Raw genomic sequence first — 13,373 nt, 5'->3', positions numbered from 1 at the left:
CGACAACACCCGGCGCGAGCGACCCACACCCGCGTCGGGATACCGAGCAGTCTCGGGTGACCTTGCCATCCATCTCAGAACAGGGTGTCGCGCATGCGCAGCGGTCGGTAGCCGGTCGGCCCGAGCGCGGCCAGCTCGGCGTCGATGTCGACCTCGATGGCGCCGCTGAAGTTGATGTTCTCGGCGATCAGCTCCAGGTTCACCTTCCGCGTGAACAACGGCCCCGCGCACGGGAACCGGGACTCGATATCGGCGCGCGGGCCCGGCTGGTACAGCGTGATCCGGCCCAGGTCCCGGATCCGCGGTGAGAGCTGCAGCCCCAGCAGATCGAACAGGCCAAAATTGACCAGCGTCACGCCGTGCGTATCGGTCGCATGCTCCGAGATCGGCAGATCCGTTGCGTTGCCGAGGATCTCATCGAGCACATAGTGCGCTTCGCGTGTTGGACCCCGGGCATGTGGCGACGGCCGAGGCGACGGTCGCGACGAATCTGCTGGGGACGATCCGGATGCGGACGAGGTGATCGTGAAGGGTGTGGAGTTTCTGCGTTTCGCGGAGCGGTCCGGTGCGTACGAGCAGACGCGGACGGTGTTGAACTCGCATTACCGATAGTTCGGTGCAGGTATGAAATGCGGCGTCCCTGTGCGCATCTCGGGGTTTTCGTACAGAATGGCCGCTGACAAGACTCGAAGACCATCGAAGGCGGAACCAATGATCGAATCCGGACGCACGTCTACTCGGGGCCTTGTTGCCGCGTCCGCGCTGGCTGCGGGGTTGGCGGTCCCGATGGTGGTGGCGCCGGACGCCTCGGCCTTGGCGCCCACGACGGTGGCGGTGGCGCTGACGGGTTCGGCGACGGGTTCGGCGGATATCCTCGGCACGGGCTGCCCGGTCACGATTACCGCGACGGTCAAGTCCAATGGTGCGGCGGTGCCGGAGGGCATGGTGGAGTTCCTGGATGTCGATCCGACCGCGAGTCATCTGATCCTGGGTTCGGCTCCGGTGTCGAACGGGGTCGCGAGCTTGTCGTGGACGCCGGCCAAGTCCGGCCAGAACGCGATTACCGCCGCCTATGTGGATCCGCAGCTGCAGTTCCTGCCGAATGCGGGCGTCTCGCCGGTGCAGGTGACTCCGGGCATCAATATCGGTGGATTCTGTATCTAGTCCTGCCTCTCCCCGGTCGCGGTGCCGCGGCCCGATGGCGCCGACGGCGGCAGCGAGAGTCGTTGTGCCACAGCAACAGTGATGAGCGATGGGCGCGATTGTGGGCACCGCGAAACGCGGCTCTCCGAAGGATGATGCCTCAGCGAATGGTGCCCGCTCCCGGGATCAACGGCAGGTCCAGGGCGGTGACCCAGCCCGGCGGCAGGTCGTTGACGGCGGGGACGGCGTTGAGGGCGCGCATGCCGGTGGCCAGGCAGCCCGCGACGGCGGGGGTGCGGCCGGAGCCGTCGGTGAATCGGAAGGATGTTTCCTGGGAGATCGAGGGTGAGCCGGTGATGTCGACGCGGTAGACGTCGTCGCGGGTGCCCGCGGGCCAGTCGGGTGCGGCGTCGAGGCCGATGCGGTTGACGTGTTCGAGGGTGATGACTTCGCGGCCGTGGTGGACGCCGTTGATGGTGAAGCGGATGGCGGCGACGGTGCCGGCGGCGACGGTGCCCTTGGCCGAGGGCCGGTCCTCGGGGGTGACCCATTTGTCCCAGGTGGTGGTGATGTCGTCCAGGTCGATGCCGGCCGCGGCGGCGATCATGGGAACCGTTGGGCCCCAGGCCATGATGAGCAGGTCGGGGTGTTCGAGGAGGGCCTGGAATTCGGGTGGGTGGCCGATGCCCATCTCGAATTCGTAGTCGCCTTCGTAGTCGGTGTAGTCGAGCAGTTCCGAGGCGCGGACGGTGTCGACTCGGCCGCACAGGCCCATGAGGGTCAGGGGGAACAGGTCGTTGGCGAATCCGGGGTCGATGCCGGTGGTGAAGCAGGAGGCACCGCCGGCGGCGCAGGCCTCGGTGATGGGGTCGCGCCAGGGGGCGGGGAGTTTGTCCATGGCCGGGTAGACCCAGGGGGTCATGGCGGTGGAGCACACGTCGATGCCCGCACGCAGGAATGTGCCGATGACGCGGATGTTCTCGTCGGCGAATTGGGCGGTGGGTCCGTAGTGCACCACCGCGTCAGGGCGTAGTGCGATCAGCTCGTCGATCGAATTCGTGGCCAGGACACCGGTTTTCGGTCTTCCGCAGAGGTCTCCGGCGTCGGTGCCGACCTTGGCGGTGTTGCTGACGCCGACTCCGGCGAGTTCGAAGCGGGGGTGGTCGAGGATTTCGGCCAGGACCATGGAGCCGACGACTCCGGTGCCCCACAGGACGATTCGTTTCTTCGTGATCGGGGTCATCGGTGGAATTCTCCGCAGTCGACGGTGAGCATCTGGCCGGTCACGGCCGTGGCGAGGTCGCTGGCCAGGAACAGGGTGGCGCGGGCGACTTCCTCGGGGCCGGCGAGGCGTTGCAGGTCTGTGGGTGCGGCTTTTTGGCGGTAGATGTCCTCGTGGGTTACTCCGGCCTGGGAGGCGAGCCAGTCGAAGTAGGCCTTGTTGATGTCTTCGTAGACGTAGGAGGGGGCGATGCTGTTGACGCGGATGCCGCGGGGGCCGAGTTCGGTGGCCAGGGATTGGGCCAGGTGTTGCAGGGCGCCCTTGGAGAGTTTGTAGCCGGAGTATTCGGGTTGGGAGCTGTAGGACACGCACGAGTTGAGCATGATGATCGATCCGCGCGTGGCCTCGAGGGCGTCGGCGAACAGGGCCGAAAGGCGCAGGGGCGCAAAGACATTGGTTTCGTTGGCCGTGCGCAGGTGGTCGAGTTCGATCTGGGTGATGGGGTTCATCGGGGGGATGGCGAAGGCGTTGTTGATCAGGCAGTCGACGCGCCCGTACTCGGCCAGGGTGCGGTCGAGCAGGCTGCGGCGCTGGGTTTCCTCGGTGATGTCGGTGGGTGCGACCAGGGCCTTGCGGCCCAGGGCGCGCACTTCGTCGGCGAGTTTTTCGAGTTTCTTCTCGGTACGGCTGGCCAGGACGAGGTCGGCGCCCATGCGGGCGGCTTCGATGCTCAGGGAGTGTCCGAGTCCGGGGCCGACGCCGGAGATGACCAGGACCTTGTTCTGTAGCAGTGGGACGGGCTGGTAGGTGTGCGCGGGTGGGGTTGGCACGGTGTCTCCTCGAATCCCCAGCAGTTACATTATGTAACGACTTTCTGTTGTGACAGACTGTAACGACTCTGCAGTGTGCTGACAAGGATGCGCCGAGAAGGACGGAAGTACCGTGACCGAACGCCATCGGCTGGGCCCGCATCGCGATCCGGCGGTGGATCGCGCGGTGCTCGAGGCCGCGCGAGATCTGCTGGTGGAGAAGGGGTATGCCGCCACGTCGATCGATGCGATCGCCGCGCGGGCGGGGGTCAGCCGTCCGGCGATCTACCGCCGCTGGCCCTCCAAGGCGCATCTGATCGCCAAGGCCGTGTTCCCGGACGTGGGCTCGGACCGGATCGCGCCGGATCTGCTGGCCGAGATCGGACAGATCATCCGCGGCACCATCCAGCTGTTCGGGTCGGCGCCGGCGCGCGAGGCGATGCCGGGACTGATGACCGAGATGCGCGGGGACGCCACGCTCTACGACAAGCTGTCCGCGCGCCTGGACTCCCCCACCCGCCGGGAGCTGGCCGGATATCTGGGTGGCGACGGCGAGCGTCCGGGTATGGACGCCAATGTCGTGCTGGACACCATCGCCGGTGCGGCCCTGTTCGCGATGTGCATTCGCGATGTGCAGGACGTGGACGGTTTCGCCGCGGCGCTGGAAGATCTGCTGCTGTACGGGATTGCCGGGCGGCGACCTCCCGAGGCGGAGCCGGTGTCCGGGGAGTGAAGAGTTGACCGAATCCACCGCGGGTTCGGCCGGGAGCGGGCATGCTGATCTTGTCCGCGGGGGGCGTGTGATCAGGGGTGTCGTAGGAACGCACGAAATTCCCGCCGCGGGGTTCCGGTCAAGACTTGAATGAGTCATAATCTTGAGCGTGTCCACCACTGCGGAGTTCGAGCGCATGCTGCGCGGTGCGTCGCTGCGTGTCACAGCGCCGCGGATCGCGGTCCTGACCGCGGTACACGAACGCCCCCACTCCGATACCGACTCCATCCTGGGCCGGGTCCGCGAAACCCTCGGCACGGTCTCCCATCAGGCCGTGTACGACGTGCTGCGGGCACTGACCAGCGCGGGGCTGCTCCGGCGCATCCAGCCCATGGGCTCGGTCGCCCGCTACGAGACCCGCGTGGGCGACAACCACCACCACGTGGTGTGCCGCTCCTGCGGCGTCATCGCCGATGTCGACTGCGCCGTCGGCGACGCACCCTGCCTGACCGCCTCGGACGACAACGGCTTCGTCCTCGACGAGGCCGAGGTCGTGTACTGGGGCCTGTGCCCCGACTGCGCCGCGGCGCAGCGCAACGCCTCCTCTCCCCTCTAGTTCAGCCCCAAACCCCCACTCCCGAAAGGAAACACCGTGTCTGATGCAGAGTCCAACGCGGCCGTAGGCGGTTGCCCCGTGGCGCACGGTCGCCTGAAGTACCCCGTGCAGGGCGGCAGCAATCAAGACTGGTGGCCCAACCAGATCAACCTGCGGATCCTGCAGAAGAACCCGGCCGTGGCCAACCCCATGGACGAGGGGTTCGACTACGCCGCCGCGTTCAAGACCCTGGATCTGGCCGCGGTGAAGCAGGACATCGTCGAGGTCATGACCACCTCGCAGGACTGGTGGCCCGCCGACTTCGGCCACTACGGCCCGTTCTTCATCCGGATGGCCTGGCACGCGGCGGGCACCTACCGCATCAACGACGGCCGCGGTGGAGCCGGTGCGGGCATGCAGCGTTTCGCCCCGCTGAACAGCTGGCCCGACAACGCCAGCCTGGACAAGGCGCGCCGGCTGCTGTGGCCGGTGAAGAAGAAGTACGGCAAGAACCTGTCCTGGGCGGACCTGATCGTGTACGCCGGTAACGTCGCGCTCGAGGACATGGGCTTCGAGACGTTCGGTTTCGGCGGCGGGCGCGTGGACCAGTGGGAGCCCGAGGAGGACGTGTACTGGGGTCCCGAGCAGACCTGGCTCGGCGACGAGCGGTACAGCGGCCAGCGCGACCTCGAGAACCCCCTCGCGGCGGTGCAGATGGGTCTGATCTACGTCAACCCCGAGGGCCCCAACGGCAACCCGGATCCGATGAAGGCCGCGGTCGACATCCGTGAGACCTTCCGCCGGATGGCGATGAACGATGTCGAGACCGCCGCGCTGATCGTGGGCGGGCACACCTTCGGCAAGACCCACGGCAACGGCAATGCCGAGCTGGTCGGCCCCGAGCCCGAGGCCGCCCCGCTCGAGGAGCAGGGCCTGGGCTGGAAGAACCCCCAGGGCACCGGCGTCGGCAAGGACGCGATCACCTCGGGCCTCGAGGGCATCTGGACCACCACACCCACCAAGTGGGACAACACGTTCCTCGAGATCCTGTACGGCTACGAGTGGGAGCTCGAGAAGTCCCCCGCCGGCGCCTGGCAGTGGAAGCCCAAGGACGGCGCCGGCGCGGGCACCGTCGCGGACGCGCACGTCGCGGGCGTGACCCACGCGCCGACGATGCTGACCACCGACCTGTCGCTGCGCGAGGATCCGATCTACAAGGAGATCACCAGCCGCTGGCTGAACAACCCGCAGGAACTCGCGGACGAGTTCGCCAAGGCCTGGTACAAGCTCACCCACCGTGACATGGGCCCGAAGGTCCGGTACCTGGGCGCCGAGGTGCCCGCCGAGACGCTGCTGTGGCAGGACCCGATCGCGGCCGTGGACCACGCGCTGGTCGACGCCGCGGATGTGGCCGCGCTCAAGGCCAAGGTGCTCGAGTCGGGTCTGACCGTGGCGCAGCTGGTGTCGACCGCATGGGCCGCAGCCTCCTCGTTCCGCGGCAGCGACAAGCGCGGCGGCGCGAACGGCGGCCGGATCCGGCTGCAGCCGCAGGCCGGCTGGGAGGTCAACGAGCCCGACGAGCTCGCGCAGGTGGTCCGGGTGCTCGAGGGCATCCGCGACGCGTTCAACGCCTCGGCGGCCGGCGGCAAGCAGATCTCCTTCGCCGACCTGGTGGTGCTCGCGGGTTCCGCGGCGGTCGAAAAGGCCGCCCAGGATGCGGGTTTCGCGGTCGAGGTGCCCTTCCACGCGGGCCGTGGCGATGCCACCCAGGAGCAGACCGACGTGGAGTCCTTCTCCGCGCTTGAGCCCGCCGCGGACGGGTTCCGCAACTACCAGGGCAAGGGCTCGCGCCTGCCGGCGGAGTACCAGCTGGTCGACCGGGCGAACCTGCTGACCCTGTCCGCGCCCGAGCTGACCGTGCTGGTCGGTGGCCTGCGGGTGCTGGGCGCGAACCACAAGCAGACCGCGCACGGCGTGTTCACCGCGAACCCGGGCACCCTGAGCACGGACTTCTTCGTGAACCTGCTCGACATGGGCACCCAGTGGGAGCCCGCGCCCGCCGATGACGGCACCTACCTGGGCAAGGACCGCGCCACCGGCGAGCTGAAGTGGACCGGCACCCGCGTGGATCTGGTGTTCGGCTCGAACTCCCAGCTGCGTGCCCTGGCCGAGGTCTACGCCGAGGACGACTCGAAGCAGAAGTTCGTCAAGGACTTCGTCGCCGCGTGGGTCAAGGTGATGGATCTGGACCGCTTCGACCTGGTCTGAGCGCTGCAGTAGAGCGGTGCCCCGAACCGCACAGGTTCGGGGGCACCGTCGTTTCGGCCGACCGGCACTGCAACCGAGTTCGATGCCGCTGCAACCGATTTCATGTCGCCGGGCCGGGCGGAGTTGTCAGTCCAGGCAGAACTCGTTGCCCTCGGGGTCGGTCATCACGATGTGACCCGCGCTCATCGGCGGTTGGGGATCCTCGCGGCGGACCCGTGTTGCGCCGAGCGCGACCAGGCGGTCGCATTCGGCCTCGAGCGCGGCCATCCGTTCGGCGCCCCGTAGGCCCGGTGCCGCACGGACGTCGAGGTGGACGCGGTTCTTGGCGACCTTGTCCTCGGGAACCTGCTGGAAGAACACGCGCAGGCCCGCCCCGCCGGGATCCTCGATCGCCGAGCGGGTGTTGCGGGCCTCGGGCGGAACACCCAGACCCGCCAGGAACTCGTCCCAGGCCGCCAGCGGGTCCGCGCCGGCGGGCAGGTCCACCCCGGGTGGGCCGGGGTGGACGTAGCCCAGCGCCTCGCGCCAGAAAATCGACAATGCGCGCGGGTCGTGGGCGTCGAAGGTGATCTGGATGTGGCGGGTCATCGGGCTGCCCCGTGGGTGTGCAGGTACAGATCGCGCAGCAGGGCGACCTCGGACAGATGGTGGATCAGCTCGCGATGAATGTTCAGCACAAGACTCGCCATCGGTGCGTCGGCAAAGGCCGGCTCCGTCGCACCGAGCGGGACCGCCAGCCCCTCCCGGCCCAGGGCCCGCACCCCGCGCAACCACAGCTCGAGCTGGGTGTCGAGCTGCTCGAGCGCCTGCGCCGCGGTACCCGCGTAATTCCAGGTCTCGTACGACGCGGCGGGCGCGCCGAAATGCGTCGCGTTACGCATGGCCAGCACGCCGACGATGACGTGCCCCAGACGCCAGGCGATCGTGGTGAAGGGCGCCGGATCCGGCTGCGGGAAAGCGAAATCGATGGTGAACTCGCCGCTTCCGGCCTGAATGGGCGCGGTCGAGGCCCCGCGCGGGCTCACAGTCCACGGTTGCGGCACCGGAGACCAGAAGTACTCCTCGTCGGTCAGCCCCGCCAGCCGGTCGCGCACCTGATCGTTCCAGTGGAGCTCCCACTGCTCGCACAGCTCCCGGTTCCAGTCCAGTTCGGTATCCATGGCGCCACTCTCGCACGCCATGCGGACAGGATCGGTCCGCTATCTCTGGCACGCTGAACCCATGGACGCGGGCCGACGGGAACGGGACACCACCGAGCGGGTGCTGACCCTGCTGGGGCTGTTGCAGCAGCGTCCGATGTGGACCGGCCCCGAGCTCGCCGACCGGCTCGCGGTCACCACGCGCACGGTGCGGCGCGACGTCGAGCGGCTGCGCGCGCTGGGCTATCCGGTACACGCCTGCCAGGGCACCGGCGGCGGCTACCGGCTCGGCGCCGGACAGGAGCTGCCGCCCCTGCTGCTGGACGACCGGGAAGCGATCGCCACCGCGGTCGCGCTGCTGGTCGGCGCCGGGCGCGCGGTCCCCGACGACGCCGCGCTGCGCGCGCTGACCAAACTCGATCGCGTACTGCCACAACGACTTCGGCACGAGGTGCGAGCACTGGCCGGATCGGTGGAATCCTTCGGCACCGACCGCGAACCGGTGGACCCCGAGGCACTGATGACCCTGGCCCGAGCCTGCCGCGACGAGGTCGAGACCGGATTCGACTACCCGTCGGCGGGCTCGCTCGGGCGGCGCCGGGTCGAGCCCTACCGCCTCGTGGCCTCCGACCGGCGCTGGTACCTGCTGGCCTTCGACCTCGACCGCGACGACTGGCGCACCTTCCGCGTCGACCGCATGACCCGGGTCGCCGCCCGCACCTGGCACTTCCGCGCCCGCCCCGCCCCCGACGCGGCCCAATACGTCCAGGAAGGCGTCGCCAGCCGCGTCTACCCGCACCGGGCGCGATTCCTGGTGCACGCCCCGGCCGACACCGTGCGCACCCGGATACCCGCGGCCGCCGCGGTAGTCCTGCCACGCGCGCACGACCGATGCGAAATACGCAGCGGCGCAGACAATCTCGACTACGTGCTGATGCACGTGGCACTACTGGGCCACGAATTCGAGGTCCTGGACCCGCCCGAACTGGCCGCGCGCGCCCACATCCTGGCACAACGCCTGCTGGCAGCCGGTGGCGCTCCTGCCCATGAGAAGTAGCAGCGCATGCGCAGGCGTACACCACATGGGAAGCTCGGCGCATGTCCGAACGCGCGGCGACCTCGCCGAATCTCACCGACCGGGGCCGCATTCCGGCCGTACTGCGGGTAATCACCGAACTGATCGCCTGGGTGACCCTGCCCTGGGGCCTGGCGTCCTACTCCCCGATCTGGTCGGTGGTGGCGCTGCTGGTCCTGATCGGGCTGCCCGCCCTGTTCGCCACCCCGGGCGACAAGAAGCAGGTGTCCCGCCCCGTGCCCGGATTCGTGACCATCGCGTTCATGATCCTGCAACTGGCAGGCGCGGTATGGGGTGTGTACCTGGTGCTGCCCCGCTGGGCCCTCGCGGCGGTGTGCGTCCTGGTGGTGATCACCACCGTCGCCGAGATCCCGCGCTGGCGGTGGCTGGCCACCGCCCGGTCCTCGTGACCGTCGCCAGCGCAGACCCGTCCGAGTCCGCCGCCGGCGCATGCGAACTGTCCCAGTGCCTCACGGCCACCGAGGGATCCGCCGACGTCATCGCCTGGGAACAATTGGACATCGCTCCGCGAATGTAGCGCGGGGGCATCCGATTCCGGGGAAACTCGACGCGGACCGTGCTGGCCGCTACCAGATCAGGGTCGTGCCCCCCGCGCGGACCTTGCCGAAGAAGCGGCGGCCGGTGTCGGCGCCGTCGTGGTTGTAGGCGTTCATGATTCGGGCCAGGGCCTCGGCGAGTGATTGCAGGGCGGGATCGACGGTGTCCGGTTCCCAGTCCGCCGGGATGTTCCCGATCGTGACCACGATGCTGCCCGCGGCGGCCTCGACGGTGTAGGTCAGGTCCGCGGGCGCCTGGCGCAGCGGGCTGTGCACGGCCAGCTCGTCCGGGGCGCCCGGGTCGAGCAGGATGCGCTCGAGGGCGATGTCCTGGCCGATCATCTCGGCGATCTGCTCGAGGCTCGCGTGCCGACCGGCGCGGCCGTGGCGGGCGCCGTAGCTGCGGCCGGGATGCTCGTGCCGCGCCCGGTCGCTCTTGTCCAGGATGCGCTCGAGCATGCGCTGGGCCGCGGCGCGCTCGCCCGGGCCGGTGGCGGGATGCTCGATCAGGTTGCGCAGGCGCATGATCCGCAATGATGCACCGACTGCCATTCCACGCCCCTTCCGTGAACCATCCCGCCCGACGCTACCAGCGCCGGCTCACTGCTCGGCCGATCGCTGCGGCAGCGCGCAGGTCATGCCCTCGGCCATCCCCGCCGGGCGCACGCCCAGCGCCTGATTGACCCGGGCGCGCTGATTCTCCCAGGCGATCGCGGCCGCCAGCTCGGCGAACTGGGCCTTGGACAGGGTGGCCAGCAGCTGGGTGCGCAGCTCCTCGAGGTCCAGCGACGCCGGGGTCACCGTCATCGCCTCGGTCAGGGCCAGCACCAGCCGCTCCTGCTCGGTATAGGCGTCGCTGGTCCGAAACCGCGGCAGATCGGTGAGCTGGCGCTCGTTCAGGCCGCTCGAATGCGCCAGCGCCGAACCGATATCGAGACAGAACTCGCACCCCACCAGGCTCGCGGCCTTCAGCTCGGCCAGCTCCTTGAGCCGGGGATCCAGGCGATTGCTCAGCAGCAGCGCGGTCTCGTAGAACCCCACCGCGGCCAGGATCCACGGCCTGCGCACCAGCCAACCGGCCAGATCGGTCCGGTTGCGCCGGGCCCGCGCGAACGCCCGAATGTAATGCCAGATCCGCGTGACTGCGCGCATAACTCTTGCTCCCCACTGAATTCGGCGATGCGAAGTGCAAGATCACCCTACCGCGCAACGACTACATTCTGTCGTAGTTCCCGCATCGGGTAGTCTCCGCGGTAGTCTGAGGAGGTGGGGATCGAGTGGTATTGGGCGCTTGCGCAGATGCTGGCGCGAACAGGAGTTGACGCGGACGACGTATTCGACTTGGTGGATGCATGGATGAAGGGAAAACGGTCGGTGTGGGTACGGACCGCCGTCGACCCGGCGACCGGGCTCACGTCCCTGGTGGTCTGGGGCCGCGCCGAGGACGGTCTCCCGCTGTCCGTCTTCGCTCGACGCGTCGGCCACGACATCGAGGTATTCACCGCCGCCTATCTCACCGCCGATCAGGCCACAGATTTCGAGAAGTGGGAGGCGACCCGCAATGACTGATCCGTTCTTGAACATGAGCCCTGCCGAGGTGGCGGCGATGACCGAACGCCTCGAGTTCACCGATGAGCCGATCGAGCCACCGATCGAGACAGGCCCGACCGCCGAGCCGGTTCTCATCCCCCGGTCGGTGAAGCTGACCCGTGACCTCGATCAGGCGTGTAAACACCGCGCCGCCAATCTCGGCATGTCGCAGTCGGCCTATATCCGCTCGCTGATCGAACGCGACATCGCGACCGCCGGGACCAGTGCGCAGAGACCGGCATGGGTGCGCGAACTGCTCGCCGTGATCGCGCAACACGAGAACGACGGGCAGCGCAAGGCATCCTGAGCGTCGCCTCGGCCCCGGTCACAAACCGCCGAACCACCGGGCCATGGCGTCCCCGAGACCGTCGATGCCCTCGTCCGCGGCCCAGGCGACGATGCCGTCCGGGCGGACCAACATCGACGAAAGCGCGCGGGGCTCGGCGGATTTCGCGGTCACCACGCACACCCGGTCGGCCCACGGCTCAGCGATGGCGCGCAGGTCCGGTGAATCGGTCAGATCCAGCAGCAACCCACGCCCGTCGCGTCCGTGCTCGCCCAGGCAGGTGCCGTCGGCCAGGACGATGTCCGGGGCCGACCCGCCCACCAGCCGGTGGCCCGGGCCCAGGTCGTAGCGGTGCAGCACGCCCGAGATCCGCTTGAACACCGTGGTCGCACCGTCGCGAGTGGCCAGCAGTTCCTCGGTGACCGCCCGCATGGCGCGGCTGTGCGTATCCAGGCGCATGATCGCCACCTGGGCGCGAGTCCATTCCAGCACCCACGCCCCGATCGGATGCCGTTCGGCGGTATAGGTATCGAGCAGCTCCGCGCCCGCGCGGCCCGCCACCACCGCCGCCAGCTTCCAGCCCAGATTCACCGCATCCCCGATCCCCAGATTCAGGCCCTGACCGCCGAACGGCGAATGCACGTGCGCGGCGTCCCCGGCCAGCAGCACCCGCCCCCGGCGATACTCGCGCGCCTGCCGGGTGTTGTCGGTGAACCGGGTCGCCGAACGCACCGCGGTGATCCGCACCGGCACACCCGACACCGCGCGCACCGCCCGCTGCAGTTCCGCGGCGGTGACCGGGGCGTCGCGGTCCGCGGGCGGACCGTCGAGCTGCACGGTCAGGATCCGCCCGGGATGGGGACCGTGGGCGAAGACGCCGGTCTCGGTGCTGTGCCAGCCGCGCGGCAGGTCCTGCGCACCCGACATCTCCACCAGCGCCTGATGCCCGGTGATCAGGGGATCCACGCCCGGGAATTCGAATCCGGCCAGCTTGCGCACCGTGCTGCGGCCGCCGTCGCAGCCCACTAGCCAGCCCGCGCGAATCACGGTGTCCCCCAGCCAGATCGTCACGCAGTCCGCGTCGTCGGTGAACCCGGTCAGCTCCGCGCCGCGCCGGATCCGCACACCCAGCTCCGCGGCCCGCGCGGTCAGGATCTCCTCGATCCCCTGCTGTGGGATCAGCATGGCCTCCTCGAGCGGGCCCAGCTCCGCGAACGCGGGATCGGTCAGGTCGATATCGGCCAGATCCAGCCAGATCCCGGCGAAATGCCCGCCCGGAACCGGACCCCGCTCGCGCGGGGACAGATTCGGGGGCACCGGCCCGGCCAACCCGGCCACCGCGGCCCGGTGCCGCTGCACCAGCTGCGGCAGCAGGCCACGACGGTAGAACGCCTGCGCGGTGGGCACATTGATCGCTCCAGCTTTGATGGTCGGGTCCGGCTCGGTCAGCCGCTCGACCACCAGCACCTCCACCCCGGCCAGCCTCAGCTCGCACGCCAGCATCAGCCCGACCGGCCCGGCGCCGACCACCACCACATCGAATGTCTCGGTCATGGATCCCAGGCTGCCCGGCCGCGATTGCATAGGCCTTGCATCCGGCTTACGCGGCCGCGGTCCGGCGGCATGGCCCCTCTGCCGGCTATTGCGAGACCCCAACGGAATTCGTCCGGCAACCGGGGCATTCCGGGCGAGCGGCGCCCGCGACGGCACCCGGACCTCGATCAGGCGCATACCGCATACATCGAGAACTGTTCGGCCCGAACAATTTTCACCGACCACACGAAACGGTGCCGGGCATCCCGTCGGCTATCGATGTAAACGTGCAATTAACGCAAAACATAGCCCCGCAACGGGATCCGATGTTTGCTGGACACCGCGATCCAGCAAACTTGCCGGGGCTCACGGACTTTCGCGCACGCCCGAGGACTACGGTATCGGCACACCACCCCGCAGCAAGCTCCGGCGAAAGGCGGCGGC

15 protein-coding genes and 1 pseudogene are annotated in these 13,373 nt (G+C 68.9%); 8 read left to right on the top strand and 8 right to left on the bottom strand.

What is annotated here, in order from left to right; genetic code table 11:
- Nucleotides 1-176: 176 nt before the first annotated feature.
- Nucleotides 177-440, bottom strand: a pseudogene (locus tag KO481_RS24585) (Tn3 family transposase); the annotation flags it as partial.
- A 271-nt stretch (nt 441-711) separates the two neighbouring features.
- Here KO481_RS24585 and KO481_RS24580 point away from each other — a divergent pair.
- Nucleotides 712-1,164 (top strand): Ig-like domain-containing protein, encoded by a 453-nt coding sequence (locus tag KO481_RS24580; protein ID WP_215920054.1) that lies wholly within the window; start codon nt 712-714, stop codon nt 1,162-1,164.
- A gap of 139 nt (nt 1,165-1,303) precedes the next feature.
- Here KO481_RS24580 and KO481_RS24575 read toward each other — a convergent pair whose 3' ends face one another.
- Nucleotides 1,304-2,386 (bottom strand): NAD(P)H-dependent amine dehydrogenase family protein, encoded by a 1,083-nt coding sequence (locus KO481_RS24575; protein ID WP_215920052.1) that lies wholly within the window; start codon nt 2,384-2,386, stop codon nt 1,304-1,306.
- Nucleotides 2,383-3,195: an SDR family oxidoreductase gene (locus KO481_RS24570; protein ID WP_215920050.1), complete on the bottom strand. Its 813-nt coding sequence runs from the start codon at nt 3,193-3,195 to the stop codon at nt 2,383-2,385. Before KO481_RS24570 ends, KO481_RS24575 begins: the two co-directional genes overlap by 4 nt.
- Before the next feature lie 112 nt (nt 3,196-3,307).
- Here KO481_RS24570 and KO481_RS24565 point away from each other — a divergent pair, with 112 nt between their 5' ends.
- The 3 genes from KO481_RS24565 to katG all read left to right on the top strand — a co-directional run bounded on the left by KO481_RS24565 (nt 3,308) and on the right by katG (nt 6,749).
- Nucleotides 3,308-3,907 carry a TetR/AcrR family transcriptional regulator gene (locus KO481_RS24565; protein WP_215920048.1) on the top strand — a complete coding sequence of 200 codons (600 nt, stop codon included), beginning with the start codon at nt 3,308-3,310 and terminating at the stop codon, nt 3,905-3,907.
- Between the two features lie 148 nt (nt 3,908-4,055).
- Nucleotides 4,056-4,502, top strand: a complete 447-nt coding sequence (locus KO481_RS24560) for a Fur family transcriptional regulator (protein ID WP_215920046.1) — start codon at nt 4,056-4,058, stop codon at nt 4,500-4,502.
- Between the two features lie 36 nt (nt 4,503-4,538).
- Nucleotides 4,539-6,749, top strand: a complete 2,211-nt coding sequence (katG, locus tag KO481_RS24555) for a catalase/peroxidase HPI (protein ID WP_215920044.1) — start codon at nt 4,539-4,541, stop codon at nt 6,747-6,749.
- A 126-nt stretch (nt 6,750-6,875) separates the two neighbouring features.
- Here the strand turns inward: katG and KO481_RS24550 are convergent, their stop codons facing one another.
- Both KO481_RS24550 and KO481_RS24545 read right to left on the bottom strand, forming a co-directional pair.
- A complete protein-coding gene (locus KO481_RS24550) occupies nt 6,876-7,337 on the bottom strand; it encodes a VOC family protein (RefSeq protein WP_215920042.1) in 462 nt (153 codons plus the stop codon).
- The gene (locus tag KO481_RS24545; RefSeq protein WP_215920393.1) at nt 7,334-7,897 is read right to left on the bottom strand and encodes a DinB family protein; all 564 of its coding nucleotides are present in this window, start codon (nt 7,895-7,897) and stop codon (nt 7,334-7,336) included. The genes KO481_RS24550 and KO481_RS24545 overlap by 4 nt, the downstream gene beginning before the upstream one ends.
- A 73-nt stretch (nt 7,898-7,970) precedes the next feature.
- Here KO481_RS24545 and KO481_RS24540 point away from each other — a divergent pair, with 73 nt between their 5' ends.
- Nucleotides 7,971-8,945 carry a helix-turn-helix transcriptional regulator gene (locus tag KO481_RS24540; protein ID WP_215920040.1) on the top strand — a complete coding sequence of 325 codons (975 nt, stop codon included), beginning with the start codon at nt 7,971-7,973 and terminating at the stop codon, nt 8,943-8,945.
- 41 nt (nt 8,946-8,986) lie between these two features.
- Entirely contained in the window at nt 8,987-9,373 is a 387-nt protein-coding gene (locus KO481_RS24535; protein WP_215920038.1) for a hypothetical protein, read from the top strand.
- A 177-nt stretch (nt 9,374-9,550) separates the two neighbouring features.
- Here the strand turns inward: KO481_RS24535 and KO481_RS24530 are convergent, their stop codons facing one another.
- The gene (locus tag KO481_RS24530; protein WP_215920036.1) at nt 9,551-10,072 is read right to left on the bottom strand and encodes a hypothetical protein; all 522 of its coding nucleotides are present in this window, start codon (nt 10,070-10,072) and stop codon (nt 9,551-9,553) included.
- 48 nt (nt 10,073-10,120) lie between these two features.
- Nucleotides 10,121-10,672, bottom strand: a complete 552-nt coding sequence (locus KO481_RS24525; RefSeq protein WP_215920034.1) for a carboxymuconolactone decarboxylase family protein — start codon at nt 10,670-10,672, stop codon at nt 10,121-10,123.
- A 204-nt stretch (nt 10,673-10,876) separates the two neighbouring features.
- Here KO481_RS24525 and KO481_RS24520 point away from each other — a divergent pair, with 204 nt between their 5' ends.
- Together KO481_RS24520 and KO481_RS24515 are read left to right on the top strand one after the other, a co-directional pair.
- Nucleotides 10,877-11,089 (top strand): hypothetical protein, encoded by a 213-nt coding sequence (locus KO481_RS24520; protein WP_215920032.1) that lies wholly within the window; start codon nt 10,877-10,879, stop codon nt 11,087-11,089.
- A complete protein-coding gene (locus KO481_RS24515; protein WP_215920030.1) occupies nt 11,082-11,417 on the top strand; it encodes a hypothetical protein in 336 nt (111 codons plus the stop codon). The genes KO481_RS24520 and KO481_RS24515 overlap by 8 nt, the downstream gene beginning before the upstream one ends.
- 18 nt (nt 11,418-11,435) lie before the next feature.
- Here the strand turns inward: KO481_RS24515 and KO481_RS24510 are convergent, their stop codons facing one another.
- A complete protein-coding gene (locus KO481_RS24510; protein WP_215920028.1) occupies nt 11,436-12,950 on the bottom strand; it encodes an FAD-dependent monooxygenase in 1,515 nt (504 codons plus the stop codon).
- Nucleotides 12,951-13,373: the final 423 nt, after the last annotated feature.

The organism is Nocardia albiluteola, from assembly GCF_018860155.1.
GTDB lineage: Bacteria > Actinomycetota > Actinomycetes > Mycobacteriales > Mycobacteriaceae > Nocardia > Nocardia albiluteola.
Note: the sequence above shows the minus strand (reverse complement) of the source record. Positions and strands in the feature narration are given on the sequence as shown.